This window comes from Burkholderia sp. JKS000303 (genome assembly GCF_002563755.1).
In the GTDB taxonomy this organism is placed as follows: Bacteria; Pseudomonadota; Gammaproteobacteria; order Burkholderiales; family Burkholderiaceae; genus Burkholderia; species Burkholderia anthina_B.
Window position 1 is genome coordinate 988,819 of record NZ_PDBZ01000002.1, and the last position, 22,665, is coordinate 1,011,483.

Annotated in this window: 20 protein-coding genes and 1 pseudogene; 11 read left to right on the forward strand and 10 right to left on the reverse strand. The window is 64.1% G+C overall.

Annotation, left to right across the window (positions count from 1 at the left end):
* Positions 1 to 237: 237 nt before the first annotated feature.
* Positions 238 to 588 (forward strand): DUF1493 family protein, encoded by a 351-nt coding sequence (locus BX604_RS26585; protein WP_098553755.1) that lies wholly within the window; start codon positions 238 to 240, stop codon positions 586 to 588.
* Between the two features lie 171 nt (positions 589 to 759).
* Positions 760 to 1,200, forward strand: a complete 441-nt coding sequence (locus BX604_RS26590; RefSeq protein WP_098553756.1) for a nuclear transport factor 2 family protein — start codon at positions 760 to 762, stop codon at positions 1,198 to 1,200.
* Positions 1,201 to 1,224: 24 nt separating this feature from the next.
* On the opposite strand, the gene BX604_RS26595 is transcribed toward BX604_RS26590, so the two are convergent.
* The 4 genes from BX604_RS26595 to BX604_RS26610 all read right to left on the reverse strand — a co-directional run bounded on the left by BX604_RS26595 (position 1,225) and on the right by BX604_RS26610 (position 5,184).
* On the reverse strand, positions 1,225 to 1,611 hold the full coding sequence (locus BX604_RS26595) for a VOC family protein (RefSeq protein WP_098553757.1): 387 nt from the start codon (positions 1,609 to 1,611) through the stop codon (positions 1,225 to 1,227).
* Between the two features lie 49 nt (positions 1,612 to 1,660).
* The gene (locus BX604_RS26600) at positions 1,661 to 2,581 is read right to left on the reverse strand and encodes a bestrophin family protein (RefSeq protein ID WP_098553758.1); all 921 of its coding nucleotides are present in this window, start codon (positions 2,579 to 2,581) and stop codon (positions 1,661 to 1,663) included.
* A gap of 191 nt (positions 2,582 to 2,772) precedes the next feature.
* Positions 2,773 to 3,780 (reverse strand): cytochrome d ubiquinol oxidase subunit II, encoded by a 1,008-nt coding sequence (gene cydB, locus BX604_RS26605; RefSeq protein WP_098553759.1) that lies wholly within the window; start codon positions 3,778 to 3,780, stop codon positions 2,773 to 2,775.
* 3 nt (positions 3,781 to 3,783) lie between these two features.
* The gene (locus BX604_RS26610) at positions 3,784 to 5,184 is read right to left on the reverse strand and encodes a cytochrome ubiquinol oxidase subunit I (protein ID WP_098553760.1); all 1,401 of its coding nucleotides are present in this window, start codon (positions 5,182 to 5,184) and stop codon (positions 3,784 to 3,786) included.
* Between the two features lie 409 nt (positions 5,185 to 5,593).
* On the opposite strand from BX604_RS26610, the gene fdhD reads away from it, so the two are divergent.
* The 5 genes from fdhD (at position 5,594) to BX604_RS26640 (ending at position 9,930) form a co-directional block, all read left to right on the forward strand.
* Positions 5,594 to 6,463 (forward strand): formate dehydrogenase accessory sulfurtransferase FdhD, encoded by an 870-nt coding sequence (gene fdhD / locus BX604_RS26615; RefSeq protein WP_098553761.1) that lies wholly within the window; start codon positions 5,594 to 5,596, stop codon positions 6,461 to 6,463.
* The gene (locus BX604_RS26620) at positions 6,463 to 7,677 is read left to right on the forward strand and encodes a molybdopterin molybdotransferase MoeA (RefSeq protein ID WP_098553762.1); all 1,215 of its coding nucleotides are present in this window, start codon (positions 6,463 to 6,465) and stop codon (positions 7,675 to 7,677) included. Before fdhD ends, BX604_RS26620 begins: the two co-directional genes overlap by 1 nt.
* A gap of 184 nt (positions 7,678 to 7,861) precedes the next feature.
* The gene (gene moaA, locus BX604_RS26630; RefSeq protein ID WP_098553763.1) at positions 7,862 to 8,992 is read left to right on the forward strand and encodes a GTP 3',8-cyclase MoaA; all 1,131 of its coding nucleotides are present in this window, start codon (positions 7,862 to 7,864) and stop codon (positions 8,990 to 8,992) included.
* A 46-nt stretch (positions 8,993 to 9,038) separates the two neighbouring features.
* Positions 9,039 to 9,602 carry a molybdenum cofactor biosynthesis protein MoaE gene (locus tag BX604_RS26635; RefSeq protein ID WP_098553764.1) on the forward strand — a complete coding sequence of 188 codons (564 nt, stop codon included), beginning with the start codon at positions 9,039 to 9,041 and terminating at the stop codon, positions 9,600 to 9,602.
* Between the two features lie 70 nt (positions 9,603 to 9,672).
* Positions 9,673 to 9,930 (forward strand): MoaD/ThiS family protein, encoded by a 258-nt coding sequence (locus tag BX604_RS26640; RefSeq protein WP_098553765.1) that lies wholly within the window; start codon positions 9,673 to 9,675, stop codon positions 9,928 to 9,930.
* Positions 9,931 to 9,980: 50 nt separating this feature from the next.
* Here the strand turns inward: BX604_RS26640 and BX604_RS26645 are convergent, their stop codons facing one another.
* From BX604_RS26645 to BX604_RS26660, 4 genes are all read right to left on the reverse strand, one after another.
* Positions 9,981 to 10,643 (reverse strand): glutathione S-transferase family protein, encoded by a 663-nt coding sequence (locus BX604_RS26645; protein WP_098553766.1) that lies wholly within the window; start codon positions 10,641 to 10,643, stop codon positions 9,981 to 9,983.
* Positions 10,644 to 10,692: 49 nt separating this feature from the next.
* Entirely contained in the window at positions 10,693 to 11,073 is a 381-nt protein-coding gene (locus tag BX604_RS26650; protein ID WP_098553767.1) for a nucleotide pyrophosphohydrolase, read from the reverse strand.
* A 355-nt stretch (positions 11,074 to 11,428) separates the two neighbouring features.
* Complete coding sequence (locus BX604_RS26655; RefSeq protein WP_098553768.1) at positions 11,429 to 12,052, reverse strand: ABC transporter ATP-binding protein; 624 nt, start codon at positions 12,050 to 12,052, stop codon at positions 11,429 to 11,431.
* 9 nt (positions 12,053 to 12,061) lie between these two features.
* Positions 12,062 to 13,042, reverse strand: a complete 981-nt coding sequence (locus BX604_RS26660; protein ID WP_143748125.1) for a DUF6136 family protein — start codon at positions 13,040 to 13,042, stop codon at positions 12,062 to 12,064.
* A gap of 654 nt (positions 13,043 to 13,696) precedes the next feature.
* Between BX604_RS26660 and acnB the strand changes: the two genes are divergently transcribed.
* Positions 13,697 to 16,282, forward strand: a complete 2,586-nt coding sequence (gene acnB / locus BX604_RS26665) for a bifunctional aconitate hydratase 2/2-methylisocitrate dehydratase (protein ID WP_098553770.1) — start codon at positions 13,697 to 13,699, stop codon at positions 16,280 to 16,282.
* Between the two features lie 615 nt (positions 16,283 to 16,897).
* On the opposite strand, the gene BX604_RS26670 is transcribed toward acnB, so the two are convergent.
* A complete protein-coding gene (locus BX604_RS26670) occupies positions 16,898 to 17,824 on the reverse strand; it encodes a tetratricopeptide repeat protein (RefSeq protein ID WP_179894890.1) in 927 nt (308 codons plus the stop codon).
* Between the two features lie 588 nt (positions 17,825 to 18,412).
* Between BX604_RS26670 and rpoD the strand changes: the two genes are divergently transcribed.
* Both rpoD and BX604_RS26680 read left to right on the forward strand, forming a co-directional pair.
* Entirely contained in the window at positions 18,413 to 20,440 is a 2,028-nt protein-coding gene (gene rpoD / locus BX604_RS26675; protein ID WP_257146435.1) for an RNA polymerase sigma factor RpoD, read from the forward strand.
* Positions 20,441 to 20,509: 69 nt separating this feature from the next.
* Positions 20,510 to 20,773, forward strand: a pseudogene (locus tag BX604_RS26680) (LysR substrate-binding domain-containing protein); the annotation flags it as partial.
* A 268-nt stretch (positions 20,774 to 21,041) separates the two neighbouring features.
* Here BX604_RS26680 and BX604_RS26685 read toward each other — a convergent pair.
* A complete protein-coding gene (locus BX604_RS26685; protein ID WP_098553772.1) occupies positions 21,042 to 21,965 on the reverse strand; it encodes a LysR family transcriptional regulator in 924 nt (307 codons plus the stop codon).
* A 67-nt stretch (positions 21,966 to 22,032) separates the two neighbouring features.
* Here BX604_RS26685 and BX604_RS26690 point away from each other — a divergent pair, with 67 nt between their 5' ends.
* The gene (locus BX604_RS26690; protein WP_098553773.1) at positions 22,033 to 22,650 is read left to right on the forward strand and encodes a LysE family translocator; all 618 of its coding nucleotides are present in this window, start codon (positions 22,033 to 22,035) and stop codon (positions 22,648 to 22,650) included.
* Positions 22,651 to 22,665: the final 15 nt, after the last annotated feature.

Below are 22,665 nucleotides of genomic sequence, written 5' to 3' on the forward strand. Positions count from 1 at the left end.
TGCGATCGTTGATGGTTGGAAACATTTCACGCCAACCACCCTTTCAACGGCAACGGTCGATTTCGCTGGCACCGCCATGCCGCTCGCCCCGCCGCCACGCGGCAAGCGGCCGCAATCCCGTCGCTCCCGGCCAGCTTGTCTCCCGGCGCCAACGTCACAGGCGGCTGCTCGTGAAATTGACTGACAAAGAGCAATTCCTTAGCTTGGCCCGTCAACGACAACCAAGGCGATTCTGTGATGGACGATAGTCACATGTGGAGCGCGCTGGAAGCGTTCGTTCGCCAGGAAGCAGCCGTACCGGACACCCGCCGGATGACGGGCGAGACGTCGATATCGGACGACCTGGGGCAAACCGGAGACGACGCCGACATCTTCATGGCGCGTTTTTTCGCGCGGTTCGACGTGGCCCGTGGCGACTACGACTTCGGACGCTACTTCCTGATGGAAGGCGAAGGGTTCCTGTATCACGTCCTGAGAAAATATCTCCTCGGAAAACCCCATACGTTCAAGCGACACGCATTGACCGTCGGTATGCTGCACCGGGCCATCTTGCTCGGAACCTGGGACACCGCGGCGATCGAGCAGTAGCCGTTCACGGGCATTCCGTGCCGCCCGCAATCCGTTTCCGAGTATTCACCGCCAACCTCGTCGATACGCGCAACCGGCCGAGATCCGCGTGCACCCTTAGTCCAACCCGCCGATGCCGCCCCTCCTCCCGCCCGCTATCGTTCCCTCGTCATCCACGCCCCTCACGCCATCATGACGCCACAGGAAATGATCGACCGCCTCGAGATCCACGATCTGCTGACGCGCTACTGCCACGCCGTCGACCGGCGCGACTGGCACGAATTCGAGCGCCTCTTCGCCGGCAACGCAATGCTCGACTACGCGGCATTCGGCGGCCCCGTCGGCAACCGCGCGGACATCGCGACCTACCTGAAACAGGTAACTTCGTCGATGCGCGGCACGCAGCACACGATCTCGACATCGCTGCTGATCGTCGATGGCGATGCGGCCACCGCGCGCACCGCCGGGCAGGTGATGATGGTGTCGGCCGACGATGCCGGCGACGATCGCGTCTGCTTCGTCGGGCTGTGGTATCGCGACCTGCTGGTCAGGAGCGAATGCGGGTGGCGGATCCAGAGCCGCATGCAGGAGCGCAGCTGGATGCAGACCGCGCCGCCGGTCGCGGCGCAATGAGCCGCTATCCACGCGGCTCGCGCGTCACTTCATCTGCATCAGCTGCACGAGGTTCCCGCACGTATCGTCGAGCACCGCGACGCGCACCGGCCCCGCATCCATCGGCGCCAGCGTGAAGCGCACGCCGAGCGCGTCGAGCCGCGCGAACTCCGCGTCGAGATCGTCGACCTGGAACGAGGCCGCCGGAATGCCGTCCTCGTAGAGCGCCTGCTTGTAAGGCCCCGCCGCGCGATGATTGCTCGGCTCGAGCAGCAGTTCGGTGCCGTCCGGCTGGTCCTTCGACACCACCGTCAGCCAGCGAAACGCGCCCACCGGCACGTTGTTCTTCAGCCTGAAGCCGAGCGTGTCGGTGTAAAACGCCAGCGCCTTGTCCTGGTCGTCGACGAAAATGCTCGTGACATAGATACGCATTCGTTCCTCTTCCGGATGGTGCGCGCCGCCGCGCGCGTGACTGTGCCGCTTACGTGATCTGATACGTCGACGCCGGCACGAACTCCTCCGGCATCGCGCGATCGCCGAGCTCCAGCACCGACCGCTCGATCGTGCGCGTCATCGCATCGAGCGCCAGCGCGTTCGGTGCGAGACCGAACGGCTCCGCGACCTCGTTCGCGATCGCTTCGAGCGCGATCAGCGTGTACGAGATGAACACGCAGATCAGCGGCGTGAAGAATTCCGTCGAATCGACGAGACCGAACGGCAGCAGCACGCAGTACGCATACACGGTACGGTGCAGCAGCACGCTGTACGAGAACGGAATCGGCGTCGTCAGAATCCGCTCGCAACCGCCCACCGACTTGCCCACCTCGGCGAGTTGCGCATCGAACATCCAGCACGTGGCCTCACTGCCGGGCGCGCGGCCGAGCGCACGCACGATGCCGCCGCGCAGCGCGTCGAGAATCGCGACCGGCTGGTAGTGCTTGTTCGCGAACGCGGCGGCGCGCTCGGCGCCGAGGATGCGCTGCAGGTCTTCCGACGCATCGGTACGGCGCAGCTGATGCTTCAGCGCATAGGTCAGCGCGATCAACAGATCGGCGAGCCGGTTGCGCTCGACTTCGTCGACGCTGTCGGGCAGGTAGCGCTGCACCTGCGACGTGACGGTGCGCGCCGCGATCAGCAGGTTGCCCCACAGATGCCGCGCCTCCTTGAAGCGCTCGAAGCTCGCGTTGTTGCGAAACGCGAGGAAGATCGCGAGCGCGAGGCCGAACAGCGTGAACGGCGCGGTATTGAGCGGAATCTTCTCGCCGAAGATGCGCCCGTTCGTGAACACCGCCAGCGTGCTGACGATCGCCATGAACACGAGTTGCGGAATGATCGATTGCAGCACGGAGCCGTTCCACACGAACAGCATCCTGAGCCAGTTTTGTCGTGGTCTGACGATCATGATCTTTTCTCGACTGCCAAAGAAATACGCAATGCAAACCGCGCGCCCGATGCGAAACGGCCCGCGCGTGGCGGGCCGCTGTCGCGTCGAAACCCGGCCTGATGACGGGCTGCACTGCACTGCACTGCACTGCACTGCACTGCGCGTGATGATACGCCCGCACCGGGCGTGCCCGTCACCGGGCATACCGGTCAGTGATAGCCGGCGTCGCCCTCGCGCACCTTGCCGCGGAACACGCGGTACTGCATCGCGTTGTACACGAGGATGATCGGCAGCACGATCACGGTGCCGACGAGCGCGAACAGCTGGCTCGAATGGCTCGACGACGCATCCCAGATCGTCAGCGACGGCGGCACGATGTTCGGCCAGATGCTGATCACGAGCCCCGTGTAGCCGAGGAACACGATCGCAAGCGTCAGCAGGAACGGCATCGACTCGTGCTGGCGCTTCACCGTGTGGAAGATGCCCCACACGCATGCGACGACGAGCACCGGCACCGGCAGGAACCAGCCGAGATTGCCGCTGCCGAACCAGCGATGCGCGACGGCCGGCAGACCGATCACGGTCCACAGGCTGACCACGCCCATCACGGCCAGCAGCACGCCCGTGAGCGGCTTCATCAGGAGCCGCATCTTGCGCTGCAGCTCGCCGTCGACCTTCAGGATCAGCCAGCCGCAGCCGAGCGTCGCATAGGTGACGAGCACGCCGATCCCGCAGAGCAGGCTGAACGGCGACAGCCAGTCGAACGGCCCGCCCGCGAACTGGTTGTTCTCGACCTTGATGCCCTGCAGCAGCGAACCGAGCACGATCCCCTGGCAGAACGCGGCGAGCGCCGAGCCGCCGATGAACGCGAGGTCCCACATGTGCTGCGTGCGGGTGGCTTTCGCGCGCAGCTCGAACGCCGCACCGCGGAAGATCAGGCCGACCAGCATCAGCACCAGCGGCAAGTAGTTCGCGGGCAGCAGCGTCGAATACACGACCGGGAACGCACCGTACAGCCCCGCGCCGCCGAGCACGAGAAAGGTCTCGTTGCCGTCCCACACCGGCGCGACGGTATTCAGCATGACTTCGCGTTCGACCTTGGCATCGAAGAACGGAAACAGCAGGCCGATGCCGAGGTCGAAGCCGTCCAGCATCACGTAGATGAACACGCCGAGGCCGATGATCGCGGCCCACACGACAGGAAGATCGATCTGCATGGCTTACTCCGCTTCGGTGACGTTCAGCGGCGTGGACAGCGCGCTCTTGCGCAGCCCCGGATGCCGGTGCATTTCGATATACCCGGCGTGCGCGGCCGGCCCGCGCTTCATCAGTTTCAGCATGTAGTAGATACCCGTTCCGAACACCAGGAAATACACGAGCACGAAGATCAGCAGCGACACGCCGACCTGTTGCGCGCTGAGCGGCGACACCGAATCGACGGTCCGCAGCACACCGTACACCGTCCACGGCTGCCGGCCGACCTCGGTCGTGATCCAGCCGGCCAGCAGCGCGACGATGCCCGACGGCCCCATGCACACGACGAACCACTGGAACCAGCGCGTTTCATACAACCGTCCGCCCTTTCTGAGCAGCAGCCCGAGCAACGCCGTGAGCAGCATCAGCATCCCGAGGCCCGCCATGATGCGGAACGTCCAGAATATGATCGGCGAATACGGGCGGTCCTGCGGCGGGAATTCCTTCAGCCCGCGAATCTCGCCGTCCCAGCTGTGCGTGAGGATCAGGCTGCCGAGGTGCGGCACCTGGATCGCATAGTGGGTCGTTTCGGCCTCCATGTCGGGCAGGCCGACGAGGTTCAGCGCGGTGCCGCCCTTCTCGGTTTCCCACAGCCCCTCGATCGCGGCGATCTTCGCCGGCTGGTATTCGCGCGTGTTCAGGCCATGCGCATCGCCGACGACGATCTGGATCGGCGCGAGCAGCAGCAGCATCCACAGCGCCATCGAGAAGCTGCGCTTCACCGGTTCGTCGCGGCGCCCCTTCAGCAGGTGCCATGCACCGCATGCGGCGACGATGAAGCCCGCGACGATGAACGCCGCGATCGTCATGTGCACCAGGCGATACGGGAACGACGGGTTGAAGATGACCTTGAACCAGTCGACCGGCACGACCAGGCCGTTCTCGATCTTGTAGCCTTGCGGCGTCTGCATGAAGCTGTTCGACGCGAGGATCCAGAACGTCGAGATCAGCGTGCCGAGCGCGACCATCAGCGTCGCGAAGAAGTGCGCACGCGGACTCACGCGCTGCCAGCCGAACAGCATCACGCCGAGAAAGCCGGCTTCCAGGAAGAAAGCCGTCAGTACTTCGTAAGTCAGCAGCGGGCCGGTGATGTTGCCCGCGATGCGCGAGAAGCCCGCCCAGTTCGTGCCGAACTCGTAGGCCATCACGACGCCGGAGACGACGCCCATCCCGAAGCCGATCGCGAAGATCTTCGACCAGAACTGGAACATGGATTTGTAGGCGGCGTCGCCGGTGACGAGATAACGCCATTCCAGCACCGCCAGGAAGCTCGCCATGCCGATGCTGATCGCGGGGAATACGATGTGGAACGACACCGTGAACGCGAATTGCAATCGGGCGAGATGGAACGCATCGAAGATTTCCATGACCGTAATTTGCTCGTGGTTGTGAGGACGTCAGCTCGAAGCAGGAAATCGCGCGACGGCTTCGCGACGGCACGTGCAAACATGGATGGATCGCACAGTGCACGGCAACGAAGCGTGAACGACGATATCGCGTTTCCGACGATACTCGCAATCGCGCAAACGTGCGCTAAAACTGTGCTTTTCCGGGGGTCGGAGATGTGTGCACGGAAAACCTGTTTCCGCGCCGAAAGGCCGTCAGCTGTACTGCTTTGCGCGGTGCCACGCTGTATATCCGCGGCATGTCCGCACGCTCGTACTATCGTCCCGAAACCTGCCGGCGGCACACGAGCGCGACGTCGCGCCCCGCCCCCGGCAGAATCCGTTCCCGCCGGCCGGCGCACGCGCCTGCCGAGCCCCTGGAGAAAATCGCATGGAGCCCAGCAACCGCCCCGACGAACCCGTCGGCAGCAGCGCGTGTCAGGTGACGCGCCATCGCGCCGGCGACGCGCGGGACGCCGTCGATCGTGTCGTCGACGAGACGCCGGTTGCACTCGTGTTCAACGGCATCGCGCACACGGTGATGATGGCGACGCCGATCGATCTCGACGCGTTCGGGCTCGGCTTCGCGCTGAGCGAAGGCATCGTCGAGCGCGCGTCGGACGTCTTCGACATCGACAGCGAATGCCGGCCCGGCAGCGCCGAAGTGCGGCTCACCGTGTCGCAACAGGCGTTCATGGCGCTGAAGGCGCACCGGCGCGCGCTGGCCGGTCGCACCGGCTGCGGCGTCTGCGGAATCGAAAGCATCGCGCAACTCGACCTGCATCCGCCGCGCATCGCGGCGGCCGGCGCGGCGGCGGGCATCGGCGCCGACGCCGTCGCACGTGCCGCACGCACGCTGCCGGAGCAGCAGATCCTGATGCGCGCGACCGGCGGCATCCACGCGGCCGCATGGTGCGACCGCGACGGCACCGTGCTCGACGTATTCGAGGACGTCGGCCGCCACAACGCGCTCGACAAGCTGATCGGCCGGCTCGCGCGGCGTCGCGCCGACCTGCACGCGGGCTTCGTGTTCCTGTCGAGCCGCGCGAGCTACGAGCTCGTGCGCAAGGCGGCACGGGTCGGCATCCCGATGATCGCGACGATCTCGGCGCCGACGTCGCTCGCGATCGACGTCGCGCGCGAGGCCGGCGTACGGCTGCTCGGCTTCTGCCGCAACGACGGCTTCGTCGAATACGTGTCGCCCGACGCGCTCCCGTCACCCGAACCGACGCATGCACAACCGCATGCGCTCACCGCTTGATGAAACCCCTGACCGATTTCGATACCGCCCAACGGCAATTCACCGGCGCGTTCGCGCCGCCGCCAACGACCGTCTCCGTGCCGGTCGCGCAAGCCGCCGGCCACGTACTCGCCGCGCCGCTCACCGCCGCGCTCGATCAGCCGCCGGCCGACCAGAGCGCGATGGACGGCTACGCCGTGCGTCACGCGGATCTCGCTCATGGCGAGCCGCTGCGCGTCGCGCAGCGCTGCTATGCGGGCGACACGCCGGCACCGCTCGCGCCGCGCACGGCCGCGCGCATCTTCACCGGCAGCGTGATTCCGCCCGGCGCCGACACCGTCGTGATGCAGGAACACGCGTGCGAGAACGACGGCTGGGTCGCGTTCGATGCACCGCAGCGCAGCGGGTCGCATATCCGGCGCCGTGGCGAGGAAGTCCGCGCCGGCGATCTGCTGATGCCAGCCGGCGTGCGGCTCGGCGCGATGCACGTGGGCGTCGCCGCCGCACAGGGTTGCGCGCGCATCGACGTACGCGCGCCGCTGCGGGTCGGCATCCTGACGACCGGCGACGAGCTCGTGCCGTGCGGCCAGCCGCGTGCGCCACAGCAGATCTACAACAGCAATGCACCGATGCTCGCCGCGCTGGTCGCGGGAACCGGTGCCAGCGTCGCGGCGAACGAGCACGCAGCCGACACCGTGGCCGCCGTCGATCAGGCGCTGCGCGGGCTGGCCGCGCGCTGCGACGTGATCGTGTGCGTCGGCGGCGCGTCGGTCGGCGACAAGGACCTGCTGCGCCCCGCGCTGACCGCGCTCGGCGCATCGTTCGTCGTGTCGGGCGTGCGGATGAAGCCCGGCAAGCCGGTCGCGCTCGCGCGGCTCGATGCGCGGCCCGTCGTGCTGCTGCCCGGCAATCCGGGCGCCGCGATGATCGCGTTCGCGCTGTTCGTCGCGCCGCTGATCCGCCGCCTGCAGGGGCGCGACGATTGCCTACCGGACGTACCGTCGCTGCCGATCGACCTCGACGTCGAGCCGGATCCGCAGCGCGACCGCTTCGTGCGCGTGCGCCGCACCGTCGGTTCCGGCGGCGCGCCCGTGCTCGACACGCTGCGCCAGCAAGGCGCCGGCACGCTGCAGTCGCTCGTGCAGGCGAGCGGACTCGCGCGGCTGCCGGCCGGCCGACGCATCACGCGTGGCGACGCGGTGCCGTATTACGATTTCGCGCACTGGCTCGCATGAGTCGCGGCACGATGCCGGCTCGCCACGCACGCAGGCGCACGAACTGTATTCCTGCATTTCGCTCGCGATTGTGTCTCTGCGGGGAAAGTCCGGCGAACTATGCTCACGATGAGGCTCGCCACGACCTGTGCGCCGACATGTCGACGCAATCGCGGCCGATCGGCGACGCCACTCCGCTCACTTCATGCAGGCAGACGCACCGATCGTGAATGCCATCGTTTCCGCCGCACCGGCCACCGCCGCTTCCGCTTCATCCGGCGGCAGTGCGCCCGGCACCTTCTCCCGCGCGCTCGACACGCTCGAGCGGCCGCTGCGCGATTTGCGGCTGTCCGTCATCGACCAGTGCAATTTCCGTTGCGGCTACTGCATGCCGCGCGACAGCTTCGGCACGGACTATGCGTTCATGCCGTCGTCCGAGCGGCTGTCGTTCGCCCAGCTGGAGAAGATCGCGCGGGCGTTCGTCTCGCTCGGCGTCGAAAAGATCCGCCTCACCGGCGGCGAGCCGCTGCTGCGCCGCAACCTCGAAGCGCTGATCGAACGGCTCGCGATGCTGAACACCGTCGACGGCAAGCCCGTCGAAATCGCGCTGACGACCAACGGCTCGCTGCTCGCCGCGAAGGCGCGCGCGCTGCGCGACGCCGGCCTGACGCGCGTAACCGTGAGCCTCGATGCGATCGACGACGCCGTGTTCCGCAAGATGAGCGACACCGACGTACCCGTCGCGCGCGTGCTGGCCGGCATCGAAGCCGCGCAGGCGGTCGGACTCGCACCGGTGAAGGTCAACGCCGTGATCGAGCGCGGCGCGAACGACAACCAGATCCTGCCGCTCGTGCGCCATTTCCGTCATAGCGGCGTGGCCGTGCGCTTCATCGAATACATGGACGTCGGCGGTGCGAACCTGTGGTCCGGCGACAAGGTCGTGCCGGCCGCGCGGATGCGCGAGCTCATCGACGCACGCTATCCGCTCGTGCTCGTCGGCGAGCCGGGGCACGACGCAACCGCGATCCGTTGCCGGCACATCGACGGCGGGGGCGAAGTCGGTTTCATCGCGAGCGTGTCGCATCCGTTCTGCGGTACGTGTTCGCGCGCCCGTGTATCGGCCGACGGCCAGCTCTACACGTGCCTGTTCGCGACGCAGGGCACCGACCTGCGGCCGTGGCTCGACGAAACCGCGCCGGTCGAGCGCCTCGCGGCTGCCGTGCGCGGTCGATGGATGCAGCGCGACGATCGTTATTCCGAGCGGCGGGCCGCGCGTGCGGCCCGGCCGTCGGGCAAGACCTATCCGACCGTGCGCATGTCGCTCGTCGGCGGCTGACGGGCTGCCGTGAGAAGCGCGACGCACCGCCTACTGGAGAATCGTCATGACGAGTTTCACCGAATCCCGTGCCGCGCCACCCGACGATCCGTCGCGTGCCGGCAGCCATCCCGATTTCGCTGACCCGCACACCGAACTGCCGCCGTCGATCGCCGCCGGCTTCGAGGTGCGTGTGCAGCATGCAGCGATCGACGCCGGCGCCGAGCTCGCGCCGATCGTTCGCAATCCGAATGTCGGCGCGGTCGTGAATTTCCTCGGCGTCGTGCGCAACGAAGGCGACGTCGACGACGTGATCGCGCTCGAAGTCGAACACTACCCGACGATGACCGAACAGGCGCTCTGGAGCATCGTCGAGGAAGCCAGCGCGCGCTGGCGGCTCGAAGCGGTGAAGATCGTGCACCGCGTCGGGCGCATTCCGCTCGGTCACGCCGTCGTCATCGTCGTGGTGGCCGCCGCGCATCGCGCATCGGCGTTCGACGCGTGCGAGTTCCTGATGGATTTCCTGAAGACGCACGCACCGTTCTGGAAGAAGGAGATCCGGCACGACGGCGTGGCCGGCTGGGTCGAGCCGAAGGCGCACGATGATCAGGCGATGCGGCGATGGGGGTGAACGTGCCGGCTGTGTTCCTTCGGCTTGCGCCGATTTTTCCGACTCCGTCGATCAGGCTCCGGACCTCGCCATGAAACTGACGATCAAATACTTCGCGAGCATTCGCGAACAGTTGCATACCGACGAGGAAATCGTCGAGATTGATGCGCCGGAACTCACCGTCGACGCGTTGCGCGGCACGCTCGCCGCGCGCGACGCGCGCAGCGGGGAAGCGCTGCGCATGGACCGCCCCGTGCGGGCGGCCGTGAATCTCGAGATGGTGCCGGGCGGGTTCGTCGTGCGGGAAGACAGCGAAGTCGCGTTCTTTCCGCCGGTGACGGGCGGGTGATCCGCTCGCATCGTGCGGCTGGCTGCCAGCCGCTCGGTGCATCGCGGCGACTAGTAGAGCCCGCGAAGAAAGTCCGGGACAGGATGATCGATCGAGGCCAGATAGCCGGCCATCGCGCCGGCCACGTTTCGCACGGCCGGACGCGCGGTCATCCGTTCGCGCCAGGCCAGCAGGTTCGGCGTCTCCGCCGTCATCGGCGCGCCCTTGCGCGCGCCGAACAACTGCGCCATGTAAAACGCGATGTCCGCGTACGAATAGGTTTCCGCGAGATACTCGCGATCCGCCAGCGCGCGTTCCATGCGCCGATAGTATTGCGCTGCCTCGTCGCGCGCCGCCTGCGCCGCGGGATGGTCCGGCGTGTCCTCCAGGCCCATCAGCCGGATCACGTGCGGAAAATAGATTTCATCGCTGCAATGTTCGAGCTGACGCGCAACCGCACGCGCCTTCGGCTGCGCGGGCCATAGCGCCGGGTCGGGCTTCAGGTCTTCGAGATACTCGAAGATCTGCGTGGAATCGAAGATCTCCAGTTCGCCATCGAGCAGCACCGGCACCTGGCGCTTCGGGTTGATTCGCACGACGTCCGGATGCTTCGGGTCGTAGCCGCGCTGCTGGCTGAACGGCACCAGCACGCGCTCGAATGCGATGCCCTTCTCGTGCGCGGCGATCTCGACTTTCGCGCCGAACATGCTCAGTGGGCCGGTCATGATTTTCATCTGTCGCGCCTCCATGGATGTCGCGTCAAGACCCGGACGCCGCACAACATCATTTCCCCGAATTTTTATACTCGGAATATTTTCGCGAATCTCCCCTCACTTTGTCAGCAGGATACTTCGCCCGATTGATTTCCATCTTCTCCAGCACCGCTTGAAAAAGATCGACATCCATCTTGTCCGCGAGGCGAACCAGATAAACCAATACGTCGGCCATCTCGTGACGAACGGCCACCAGGTTAGCCTCGCCAAGCTCGCTCTTTTCACCCGAAACAAGCCACTGAAATGGCTCCAGCAATTCGCTTGCTTCGACGCTAAGCGCTGCAGCCAGATTCTTCGGCGTGTGGAACTTGTCCCAGTCGCGCTCATCAACAAACTGCCGGACGAGTTCGCGCAACGCCCCTAGATCACTCTGCAACTCAGACTTTTCCACGTAGCCACTCCCTACTGCATATCAGGAACCATTGATGCCGTCGACGGCATGCGGGTACGGGAAATCTGCTCTCCTGCTCGCAAGCGCAGATACCCGGTACGGACTGCCGGAATGATATAGGAACCGGAATGCGCAGCGGATCGACGTGACGTGCGAGAACTGGCGCGGGGTTTCCCGTCGCGCGTTCGTGGATGAGTTGACCGATGCGCTTGCAGCGATGAAGACGGTGTACGAGTCGCAGGTGTAGTTCGATCGTGCGGCCGCGAGCAAAAGTGGGGGGCCGCGGCCCTCATTCGGACAACGCGCGGCCAACAATCATCGTCTCGTTGCCCACCGACAGCACCAACTCTTCCCGTCACACCAGCATACCAAGCTCGGCAAACCCGATTTTTTTAGCGCCGCAGGCCTGAGCCAATTGCATATCGTGGCTCGAGAAAAACACCACGCGATCCTTCGACAACGTTTTGAACAGGTCGACCAGCACGGCGCGCGCACCGGCATCCAGCCCGTTGCCGGGCTCGTCGGCAATGACGACGGCCGGCTCGCCCAGAGAGACCGCGGTCAGAAATATCTTCTTGCGCGTACCGAGCGACATCTGCTCGAAACGCTTGTCGAGATGCGGCGTGAGCCCGAAGCGATGCGCGAGATCCAGCGTACTGTCGCCGACGACCGTCTTTTTGGCCGACGCGACCAGTTCGAGAAACGCCCGTCCGGTCTGGAACGGGTACGCCATGCAGTCGTCGGGCACATAGGCGAGCACCGATTTCGCCTTCAGCGGCGCGGCTCGCAGCGAATGTCCGCCGAGCCAGACCTCGCCTTCGTCGGCATCGACCGTGCCGGCAAGGATGCCGAGCAACGTGGTCTTGCCGCTGCTGTTTTCGTCGCAGAGCGCGACGCATCCTGCGCCGAGATCGTGGTGCAGTCCGTGGAAAATGACACGCTCGCCGTAGCGTTTCGAGAGGTTTTCGAATCGAAGCATGATGTATCGTCAGATGAAGATGGGCCACATGACGGCGACCCACAGTGCCGCCAGTGTTGCGCCGAGCAAGACCGCTTGCCGCGGCAGATGGCACTGCGGCACACGCAGCAACGCCAACAGCGGCGCCCCGGACAACAGGACCGCGGCAGCGCGCGGGAGCGACAGCACGCCGTGCGCCGCCAGCATCATCGGCCCGACGGCCGCGAATGGCAATGCCAGGATGCCAACGGTCAGCACATCGGCGCCAACCTGTACGGCCTCCGCCCGGGGCAGCGATCGCATGAACGCGGCGGCATGAGCGTGGGCCGTGCGCAGATCGCGAAAGGTCGTCGCGGCGATCAACGCGATGATCGCTTGCGAGATCAGTGTCAACGGCACGACGCGCGCGTCGAAATCCCAGATGCCGTACAGGAAGCACGTCGACGCGGCGGCCGCGCCCATCGTCACGCACCTGCCGAGATTGGCAGCGGCACCGTGCCGGATGATGCCGGCCTGGAGGCTGACCCACGGCGGCAGGATGCATCCCGAACGGGCGCGCGAATCGCCGGATGCGCCCCGCGTGAACGCGCGACGGCGTGCGCGTCGGGGCGACGCCGTCGGCACACGGGCCACCGCGAACGCCGCAACCGCCAACGCAATGGCCAGCAACGCGGCCCGCCATGCACCATCCGCTTCCAGACCGCCGATCAGGATGACATTGGCGACGATCAGCACCGGCCCGTTGCGCGGATCGCGCGACAGCACCATCAACTGCGCGCCGAGCGTAATCAGCAGCAGATCGAGCACGTACAGATAGTTGGACAGTTGCCGCGGCAAGAACGCCAACGCGATCGTCGCGGCCAGCACCGGCACCAGGAGCGGCGCACTCGCGATCAGCACGACGGCGGCATCGACGGCACGGCGACGCCCTTCGGACGTCGGCAGCGACTTGAGGTAAACGGCAAACGGGCCGCCGGCGACGGCCGCGCGTTGCACCAGCACCCACAGCACGCCGACGGCTTCGAGCAGGTGTATCCACGCGAACCGCCATTCGATCCCGTGCGCGGGCGCCAGCACGGCAAGCACCGGCGCGCCCAGCAGGCGGGTTTGCGCAAACACGGGCATCGCGGGCAGCAACAGCAACGCAGACAGGAACAGCGCCTGCCAATGCCGATGCAGCGCGCGGGATGTCGCCAGTACGTACCAACGTAGTCGCCAGGACAGCATCGTTCTCCCGCTCCGTCTAACGCAATGGCGCAAGCGCGCCGATCGCCGAACCCGTTATCGTGTCACTTCCGCAGACGCGCGACAACCGCGCGTCGTTCGCCGGAGCGACGGACCGGCCGCCCGCCCCCCGCCTCGACGACCATCGCACGACAACATGTCGGCTACGTGCCGCGAACCGCACCGCATTCCGTGCGCCATCGCAGGAATGAATCTGTCCCCTTCTGTGCCAACGCGTTCCCGCAAACCGCCCGGGCCCGCGCCGCAAGGAACACGCCTGTTTCCTGTACGCCGGACCAACTCTTATATAAGACATAAGACATTTGACGCTTCACCATATTGCGATTAGAATCCCGGTCAAAGCAGTGAAGTCGTGTCCGGAACAGCCTCGGCGTGCCTGGAAAGCCCTTCCCCTGAAACGCAATCTCAGCAGGTCCCCCCATGCTTGAAAACTTTCGTGCTCACGTGGCCGCCCGCGCCGCGCTCGGTATTCCTCCCCTGCCGCTGACGGCTCAGCAGACCGCCGAACTGGTGGAACTGCTGGCGAACCCGCCCGCAGGCGAAGAGCAGACGCTGCTCGACCTGATCACCCACCGCGTGCCCGCGGGCGTCGACGAAGCCGCGCGCGTGAAGGCCGGCTTCCTGGCCGCCGTCGCGAAGGGCGAGACGGCCTGCCCGCTGATCTCGCGCGAACGCGCGACCGAACTGCTCGGCACGATGCTCGGCGGTTACAACATCCAGCCGCTGATCGAACTGCTGTCCGACGAAGCCGTCGCCGCGGTCGCCGCCGACGCGCTGAAGAAAACCCTGCTGATGTTCGACCAGTTCCATGACGTGAAGGAACTCGCCGACAAGGGCAACGCACATGCACAGGCCGTGCTGCAGAGCTGGGCCGACGCAGAATGGTTCACGAGCCGTCCGGAAGTGCCGGAAAGCCTGACCATCACCGTGTTCAAGGTCACGGGCGAAACCAACACCGACGACCTGTCGCCGGCACCGGACGCCACCACCCGCCCGGACATCCCGATGCACGCGCTCGCGATGCTGAAGAACGCGCGTCCCGGCATCACGCCGGAAGAAGACGGCAAGCGCGGCCCGGTCAAGTTCATCGAATCGCTGAAGGAAAAGGGTCACCTGGTCGCCTACGTGGGCGACGTGGTCGGCACCGGCTCCTCGCGCAAGTCGGCCACCAACTCGGTGCTGTGGTTCACCGGCGAAGACATCCCGTTCGTCCCGAACAAGCGTTTCGGCGGCGTGTGCCTCGGCAGCAAGATCGCTCCGATCTTCTACAACACGATGGAAGATGCCGGCGCGCTGCCGATCGAACTCGACGTGTCGCAGATGGAAATGGGCGACGTGGTCGAACTGCGCCCGTACGACGGCAAGGCGCTGAAGGACGGCAACGTGATCGCCGAATTCCAGGTCAAGTCCGACGTGCTGTTCGACGAAGTGCGCGCCGGCGGCCGCATTCCGCTGATCATCGGCCGCGGCCTGACCGCGAAGGCGCGTGAAGCGCTGGGCCTCGCACCGTCGACGCTGTTCCGCCTGCCGCACCAGCCGGCCGACAGCGGCAAGGGCTTCTCGCTCGCACAGAAGATGGTCGGCCGCGCATGCGGTCTGCCGGAAGGCCAGGGCGTGCGCCCGGGCACGTACTGCGAACCGAAGATGACCTCGGTCGGCTCGCAGGACACCACGGGCCCGATGACCCGCGACGAACTGAAGGATCTGGCGTGCCTCGGCTTCTCGGCCGACCTCGTGATGCAGTCGTTCTGCCACACCGCCGCTTATCCGAAGCCGGTCGACGTGAAGACGCACCAGACGCTGCCGACCTTCATCAGCACGCGTGGCGGTATCGCACTGCGTCCGGGCGACGGCGTGATCCACTCGTGGCTGAACCGCATGCTGCTGCCCGACACCGTCGGCACCGGCGGCGACTCGCACACGCGCTTCCCGATCGGCATCAGCTTCCCGGCAGGCTCGGGCCTGGTCGCCTTCGCGGCCGCCACCGGCACGATGCCGCTGGACATGCCGGAATCGGTGCTGGTCCGCTTCAAGGGCAAGATGCAGCCGGGCGTCACGCTGCGTGACCTGGTCAACGCGATTCCGCTGTACGCGATCAAGCAGGGCATGCTGACGGTGGCGAAGCAAGGCAAGAAGAACATCTTCTCCGGCCGCATTCTCGAAATCGAAGGCCTGCCCGACCTGAAGGTCGAGCAAGCGTTCGAACTGTCGGATGCATCCGCGGAACGTTCGGCCGCCGGTTGCTCGGTGCACCTGAACAAGGAACCGATCATCGAATACCTGAACAGCAACATCACGCTGCTCAAGTGGATGATCGCGCAGGGCTACCAGGATCCGCGCAGCCTGCAGCGTCGTATCGCCGCGATGGAACAGTGGCTGGCCGACCCGCAACTGCTGTCGCCGGACGCGGACGCCGAGTACGCAGCCGTCATCGAGATCGACCTCGCCGACATCCACGAGCCGATCGTTGCATGCCCGAACGACCCGGACGACGTGAAGACGCTGTCCGACGTGGCCGGCGCCAAGATCGACGAAGTGTTCATCGGTTCGTGCATGACCAACATCGGTCACTTCCGTGCCGCGTCGAAGCTGCTGGAAGGCAAGCGCGACATTCCGGTCAAGCTGTGGGTCGCTCCGCCGACCAAGATGGACCAGAAGCAACTGACGGAAGAAGGTCACTACGGCGTGTTCGGCACGGCCGGCGCACGTACCGAAATGCCGGGCTGCTCGCTGTGCATGGGTAACCAGGCACAGGTGCGCGAAGGTGCGACGGTGATGTCGACGTCGACCCGTAACTTCCCGAACCGCCTGGGCAAGAACACGAACGTGTACCTCGGCTCGGCGGAACTGGCAGCGATCTGCTCGCGTCTGGGCAAGATCCCGACCAAGGAAGAGTACATGGCCGACATGGGCGTGCTCACCGCCAACGGCGACAAGATCTACCAGTACATGAACTTCGACCAGATCGAAGACTTCAAGGAAGTCGCCGACACTGTGCAGATGTAAGCATGCTGTCGCGCTGCGGCGGGCTGAGCCCGTCGTAGCGGCACGCAATGGCGCCGCGGGCTTAATGCCTGCGGCGCTATTTTTTTGGTTCGTCGTGGGATTTTGGAGGAACGCCGGGGAGGAGCATCGGTATTCGGCCAACAGCGGCCACTCAGCAACAGCAGCTACATCGTTGACAATCGACCGCTGACCGATAGCGAAATGGCCGCACGGGTTCTACTCGACGCACAACGGCAAGAAGGCTTACACCGCGAGCAACTTCCAGCGCCTGAACAGCCCGGTGCACCTGCCACCAGTTCAAGTCCCGAGCAAAGCCGCGGGAAGCCGCCAAGGAACTAGTAGAAACCAAGACGACTCGCAACGAGAAAAGCGAGGAGAGGACGCTTCTCCCGCTGCTCGACTAGGGTTCGATGGTGACGAAAAACGACACGTCGCACGCCCTGAAGGCCGGCCGGTCGATGATCTCGGACCAGCGAAGAAGGCCAAGCCGCAGCCAGTTGAAAAGTTCTGGCCTTACGATAAGGCGCGACAGGCGGCCATCTAGGCCGTGCGAGCGCGGGCGGCGCCTTACCTGGCTACAAAAAGAGCACCCTTCATGCGCAGGCTCCCATTAAATCACATTGCACCTGGAGAATGGCAGGACAATAATCTCATTGATTCAGGCAGATCTTTAGGAGCAGCCTGGGATATATACCCAATATCTGATTGATTCCAAGTCCGACTATGCGATGGAAGCGACTGCCCTACCTTCCAAGCAACGGCGAGAGATTGACCTTCTGCAATCTGCGACAACTTTAATTCGCGTGACACGATAAATTTATTGACTGGCGCGCATATGCTATTTCTAGAATCGGCCAAATTATACCAGGCATATGCAATGACTTTATCCCGACGAACCACCTTACCAATATAATAAAAATCACCCAAATTTCTCTGAGCATAGCCATCACCGCGAATCGCCCCCTTTACAATCCACTTGTATGCTTCAGCATAACTTTGCGGAACGCCCTTACCTTCAAGGTACATCATGCCAGTATTGTTAGGAGAATAAATATCCCCTGAATCAGACGCTTTTTTATACCATTGCAACGCCTGCCCATCGTCCTTGCCAACTCCTAGGCCATCTTGATACATTGCAGCCAGCATAGACTGAGCAGTCACATCACCTTGGATGGCAGCCTTTTGCACCCAATAAAATGCTTTCGTAAAGAGCTTATAATTATCACTCATCCCTGCTGCGGAATAATACATAGTGCCTAGACGGCGCTCGCCTTCGGCATCCCCCTGGTTGGCCGCTCGTTGGTACCATGCAGCAGCCTCTTGATCATTTACATCAACACCCTCTCCACTGATATACATGTTCCCCAAAATAACCTCGGCCTCAGAATTTCCACGACTCGCCTCTCTTTTAAACTCAGATAATGCAGTTGCGTAATCTTTTTCCTTGTATGCAGCCAACCCTTTTTGCATGTCAGCATTTGCCGATGTGCACACAATCGCCAGAAAAAAAGGGGCGAAAAATGATTTTCGTTGAATATTCATGCTGCACCACCCCAGATTAATAAAATAGAACCTAGCAATTTTCTTTGCCCATCCTCCCTGGATAGCTTGGCACATCCTACCACCATAAAGGGACGGATCGCTGAATCACTAGTGTATTTGGGAGCGTGACCACACAGAGTCGGACCACCACCCTGTGTAGAACCCACGGGAGAAAGCCGTGCTATACCCTGCCACACTGAACGACACCACCCGGGATCTGAAAGACCCGAGGTTCCAAGTTTAAGGGATGCTCGATAACGGTATCAAAATTGTCAACGAATGGTGTAGCGTGTCAATCGCGGATGACCGCTTCAGAGCAATCCAAATGGCAGAAATGGGTCGACAGCACGCATTCACTGCCAGGGACAAGGGGCGACTGCTACCCCCTTTGTCGCAGCTAGAGCGGGCTACACCGGTAAAGGGTATGGAAATGCAAGGACTCCGTGTTGCACCGCACAATACGTTCCGGTATCATTCACGCCCCCCCACAAGCTGCGCATACGGATTTCGAGCGAGGCGTCCCGGCCTCGACCATCTGTGCGTGTCACGATTCCGTTCGCATCCCGGCAGGCAACCCATTCTGGCGTCATGCTCGCGACGATCGTCGGCTCATCTGTCGAGGAGCATGTATTGGCAATTCCTGATCGAAACGATTCCACATCCCCCGAAATCACGGCCACGGCAAAAGCCGGCCGGCGTGTGTCAAAGGGAAAGGCCCAGGCCCCGACGCCGACGGACATCGCGTCACTGGCACGCCAGAATGAGGAGCGCCAGCACCAGATGCGCGCGTTGATCGCGCTCGGTCGTGAGCGCGGCTATCTCACCCACGCGGACATCAACGATCACCTGCCCGACAACTTTGCCCAAACGGCGGCGATGGACACCATCGTCAGCACGTTCAGCGACATGGGCGTGGCCGTGTACGAACAAGCGCCGGACGCCGAAGCGCTCCTGCTCACCGACGCTGCGCCGGCCGTGGCATCCGACGATCAGGCGGACGAGGAGGCGGAAGCTGCGCTATCGACCGTCGATTCCGAATTCGGCCGCACCACGGATCCGGTTCGGATGTACATGCGTGAGATGGGGGCCAGCGAACTGCTGACCCGCGCCGGTGAAATCGAGGTCGCGAAACGGATCGAAGAGGGTCTGCAGGACATGATTCAGGCGATTGCCGCGTGTCCGTCGATCGTGTCCACGATTCTTGCCGATGTCGACCGCATCGTTGCAGGCGAGCTCCGCATTGACGAACTCGTCGATGGCATCAGTGTCGACGCCGATGAAAGCGAAATGACGCAGGAGTCCCAGGAAGAGGATGCGGAAGCACTCGCCGCCGCCGATGATGCGGACGAAGACGACGTCGAAACGGACGCCGAGGATTCGGAGAAGGTGAACGCGGCACGCCTCGAAGAACTCACGAACGACAGTCTCGTGATTTTCGCGCGCGTGCGTGCGCTGTTCGAGCAGTTGCCGGATGTGGCTGTCACTGGCGATGCCCGTTCCGCAGCCGCTGCGCAAGTGCGCACGGCGATCCAGCGTGAACTCGCACCGATCCGCTTTACCGCCAAGACCATCGACCGCCTGTGCGCAATTGTGCATGGGCAAGTGACTGAGGTTCGCGCGATCGAGCGCAGTATCCTGGCGATTGCTGTCGACCGTTGCGGCATGCCGCGCGACGCGTTTGTCGAATCGTTCCCGGGCCACGAGACCGATCTTGAATGGACGACCCGAGCGGCGGCGACCTCGCAGCAGTTTGGCGCAGCGCTCGAGCGACATCAGCCGGCGATTCAGGCGGCGCAGCAGAAACTCGTCGACATCGAGTCCCGGGGCTCGTTGCCGCTCCAGCAGCTCAAGCAGATCAACCGCCAGATGAGTGCCGCGGAACTGAAAATGCGGCAGGCCAAGCGCGAGATGATCGAGGCGAACCTTCGTCTTGTCATTTCAATCGCCAAGAAATACGTGAACCGCGGCATGCAGTTCCTGGATTTGATCCAGGAGGGCAATATCGGCCTGATGAAGGCCGTGGACAAGTTCGAATACCAGCGCGGCTGGAAGTTCTCGACCTACGCGACTTGGTGGGTCCGGCAGGCTGTCACGCGTGCGCTCGCCGATCAGGCGCGGACCATTCGCGTGCCGGTCCACATGATCGAAACGATCAACAAGCTGAACCGGATATCGCGCGAAATCTTGCAACAGACAGGGCAGGAAGCGCATCCCGCAGCGCTAGCAAAGCGCATGGAGATGTCCGAGGAGAAAGTGCTCGGTATCCTCAAGATCGCCAAGCAACCTGTCTCGCTCGAAACCCCGGTGGGTGACGACGCCGATGCAACGCTCGGCGACATGATCGAGGATGTCTCGGCGAGCTCACCGGCTGAGGCGGCGATTCGCGCGAGCATGCGCGCAGCGATCGACGAGGCACTCGGCGGGTTGTCGCCGCGCGAGGCCAAGGTTCTGCGGATGCGATTCGGGCTCGACACAAACTCCGATCACACGCTTGAAGAGGTCGGCAAGCAGTTCGACGTGACCCGCGAGCGGATCCGTCAGATTGAGAGCAAGGCGATGCGCAAGCTGATGCATCCCAGCCGTGCAGACAAGCTCAGGCCCTTTCTTGATCGCTGAGGCAAGGCAGGCGTAGTCTCCCTTCGACGCCCGACTCCGGACTTGCAGCGATCACGCGTCGGCCTGATCGTTGTCCTGACCGGACGTGTTCGCTGCAGGGAAAACTTACCCACTCTGCTCGACGGCCTCGCGATCGCCGAGCTGCCCGAAGTCATCGCCGGCGAATATCTGGCCGATGGCCGTCTCGAAGCGATCCTCACCGACTGGTCGTTAACGAAGGGCGGTCTTTACTTCGTCACGCCGTCGGCGCGCGCACGTCCTGTGAAGGTGGCTGCGCTGTCCGATTTCTTTGCGGAACATCTCTCCGAGCCATCGTGGCGATGGCCGAAGTAGCGCGCTGGCCGATGCAATGGCTACCAGGATGGCCAAAGCTGATAAGGGGCGCGCTCAGGTTTCTTTTCCGTCATCGCCATGCGCGGTTGTCCCGGTGGGCGGTCGCTCATGTACGCCAAGACACCTCGGCGCGTGATTGACAGGCCAGCGAACGGCTGCTTGCGAGCCGCTTGAAAGACTGGCGGGGTCCGAAAGCGACGCCCACGGAAATCCACGAAGAACCATTTCTCGTATGTCGGCGGTGTCGCGCAACGCTCCGCCGCACACGTCAGACCATCGTCCTCAGCCAATCGAGCAGATCCGACGGCGCGCTGCCGGCCGTCACCGGCTCCGGCGTCAGCAGGCAATAGTGCGAACCGTCTTCGACGAACCCCATCGGCGCAACCAGCACCCCACTGTCGAGATCATCGCGCACGAGATGCCACGGACCTATCGCAACACCCAGCCCCGCCACAGCCGCCTGCAGACTGAAATAGAAATGGTCGAACACCTGCCCGCGCCCGCTTCCCGCCGGCCGATGCGCCGCCGTCGCCCATTCCTTCCACGCATCCGGCCGTGTGCGGGTATGCAGTCGCGGCGCGCTCCGCTTCAACGCACGGTCGTCCCGACCACCTGAAAACCACGCATCGACCTTGTCCGGCCGGCACACCGGCCCCACCCTCTCCGCGAACAGTCTCTCCGCGTGATAACCGGCCGGCCACGCAAAATCGTTGCGCCGGATCGCCATGTCGATGCCGTTGTCGAACGAGAACGGGCCACCGGCCGCGGCGAGCTGGATATCGACGTCCGCGTAAGTCGCCTGGAAGTCCGGCCAGCGCGGAATCAGCCAGCGCATCAGCAACGTGGGCTCGCACGACAGCACCCAGCGCTGCGCACGGGCCGCGTCGGCCCGCAACTCGTTTGCGGCCTGCTTCATCACATGCAGACCATCGTGAACGGCCTGCGCCAGCTTGCGCCCCGCGTCGGTCAGGAAGACACGACGGCTGCGCCGCTCGAACAACGCCACACCCAGATCGTCCTCGAGCAGACGCACCGCGCGACTGACGGCGCCGTGCGTCAGATGCAATTCGGCGGCCGCCCGGCTGAAATGCTCATGGCGCGCCGCGGCCTCGAAACAGCGCAGCGCCATCAGCGACGGCAGATTGGCGCGCATCTCGTGTGAGTCAGACTCACCATTCCGGTCAGAAATCATCGCTTTTCCTGGCGAATCAGGGTCCCTAATATTCGCTCATCACGATGAAAATCAAAAGGACGATGCAATGACGGAATGGATAGTCGTAGTCACCATCACTTTGCTGGCCGTCATCAGCCCGGGGCCGGATTTCGCGATGGTCACGCGCAACAGCCTGATGCTGTCGCGCCGCTCGGGCTTGCTCACCGCGTGGGGAATCGGGCTGGGCGTGACGATTCACGTGAGCTACACGCTGCTCGGCGTGGGCCTGCTGATCCGCCAGTCGCTGTGGCTCTTCAACGCCGTCAAGCTGGTCGGCGCGATCTACCTGATCTACCTCGGCGTGAAGATGCTCGCAGCCAAGCCCGCCGGCGGACGGCCCACGACGCAGGCCGTGCCGCTGTCCGATCTGGCGGCGCTGCGCACCGGTTTTCTGACCAACGTGCTGAATCCGAAAACCACCGTGTTCATCGTCAGCCTGTTCATGCAGGCGGTTCGCCCCGACACGCCATTAGTCATCCAGATCGGCTATGGCCTGTTCATCGCGCTGGCGCATGCAGGCTGGTTCAGCCTGGTGGCCGTCTGTTTCTCCGCCGATGCCGTCCGGGATCGTTTGCTGTCCTTACGTCACTGGATCGACCGCACCTTTGGCATCCTGCTCGTCGGCTTCGGCGTAATGTTGGCCATCGCACGCGGCAGTCGTTGAACGGCGCGTTGCCGA

What these genes read in the sequence shown, in the direction of transcription:
- BX604_RS26585 (WP_098553755.1), top strand. Translation starts at nt 238, where the DNA reads ATGGACGATAGTCACATGTGGAGCGCGCTGGAAGCGTTCGTTCGCCAG.
- BX604_RS26590 (WP_098553756.1), top strand. Translation starts at nt 760, where the DNA reads ATGACGCCACAGGAAATGATCGACCGCCTCGAGATCCACGATCTGCTG.
- BX604_RS26595 (WP_098553757.1), bottom strand. Translation starts at nt 1,611, where the DNA reads ATGCGTATCTATGTCACGAGCATTTTCGTCGACGACCAGGACAAGGCG.
- BX604_RS26600 (WP_098553758.1), bottom strand. Translation starts at nt 2,581, where the DNA reads ATGATCGTCAGACCACGACAAAACTGGCTCAGGATGCTGTTCGTGTGG.
- cydB (WP_098553759.1), bottom strand. Translation starts at nt 3,780, where the DNA reads ATGCAGATCGATCTTCCTGTCGTGTGGGCCGCGATCATCGGCCTCGGC.
- BX604_RS26610 (WP_098553760.1), bottom strand. Translation starts at nt 5,184, where the DNA reads ATGGAAATCTTCGATGCGTTCCATCTCGCCCGATTGCAATTCGCGTTC.
- fdhD (WP_098553761.1), top strand. Translation starts at nt 5,594, where the DNA reads ATGGAGCCCAGCAACCGCCCCGACGAACCCGTCGGCAGCAGCGCGTGT.
- BX604_RS26620 (WP_098553762.1), top strand. Translation starts at nt 6,463, where the DNA reads ATGAAACCCCTGACCGATTTCGATACCGCCCAACGGCAATTCACCGGC.
- moaA (WP_098553763.1), top strand. Translation starts at nt 7,862, where the DNA reads ATGCAGGCAGACGCACCGATCGTGAATGCCATCGTTTCCGCCGCACCG.
- BX604_RS26635 (WP_098553764.1), top strand. Translation starts at nt 9,039, where the DNA reads ATGACGAGTTTCACCGAATCCCGTGCCGCGCCACCCGACGATCCGTCG.
- BX604_RS26640 (WP_098553765.1), top strand. Translation starts at nt 9,673, where the DNA reads ATGAAACTGACGATCAAATACTTCGCGAGCATTCGCGAACAGTTGCAT.
- BX604_RS26645 (WP_098553766.1), bottom strand. Translation starts at nt 10,643, where the DNA reads ATGAAAATCATGACCGGCCCACTGAGCATGTTCGGCGCGAAAGTCGAG.
- BX604_RS26655 (WP_098553768.1), bottom strand. Translation starts at nt 12,052, where the DNA reads ATGCTTCGATTCGAAAACCTCTCGAAACGCTACGGCGAGCGTGTCATT.
- acnB (WP_098553770.1), top strand. Translation starts at nt 13,697, where the DNA reads ATGCTTGAAAACTTTCGTGCTCACGTGGCCGCCCGCGCCGCGCTCGGT.
- BX604_RS26670 (WP_179894890.1), bottom strand. Translation starts at nt 17,824, where the DNA reads ATGAATATTCAACGAAAATCATTTTTCGCCCCTTTTTTTCTGGCGATT.
- rpoD (WP_257146435.1), top strand. Translation starts at nt 18,413, where the DNA reads ATGCTCGCGACGATCGTCGGCTCATCTGTCGAGGAGCATGTATTGGCA.
- BX604_RS26685 (WP_098553772.1), bottom strand. Translation starts at nt 21,965, where the DNA reads ATGATTTCTGACCGGAATGGTGAGTCTGACTCACACGAGATGCGCGCC.
- BX604_RS26690 (WP_098553773.1), top strand. Translation starts at nt 22,033, where the DNA reads ATGACGGAATGGATAGTCGTAGTCACCATCACTTTGCTGGCCGTCATC.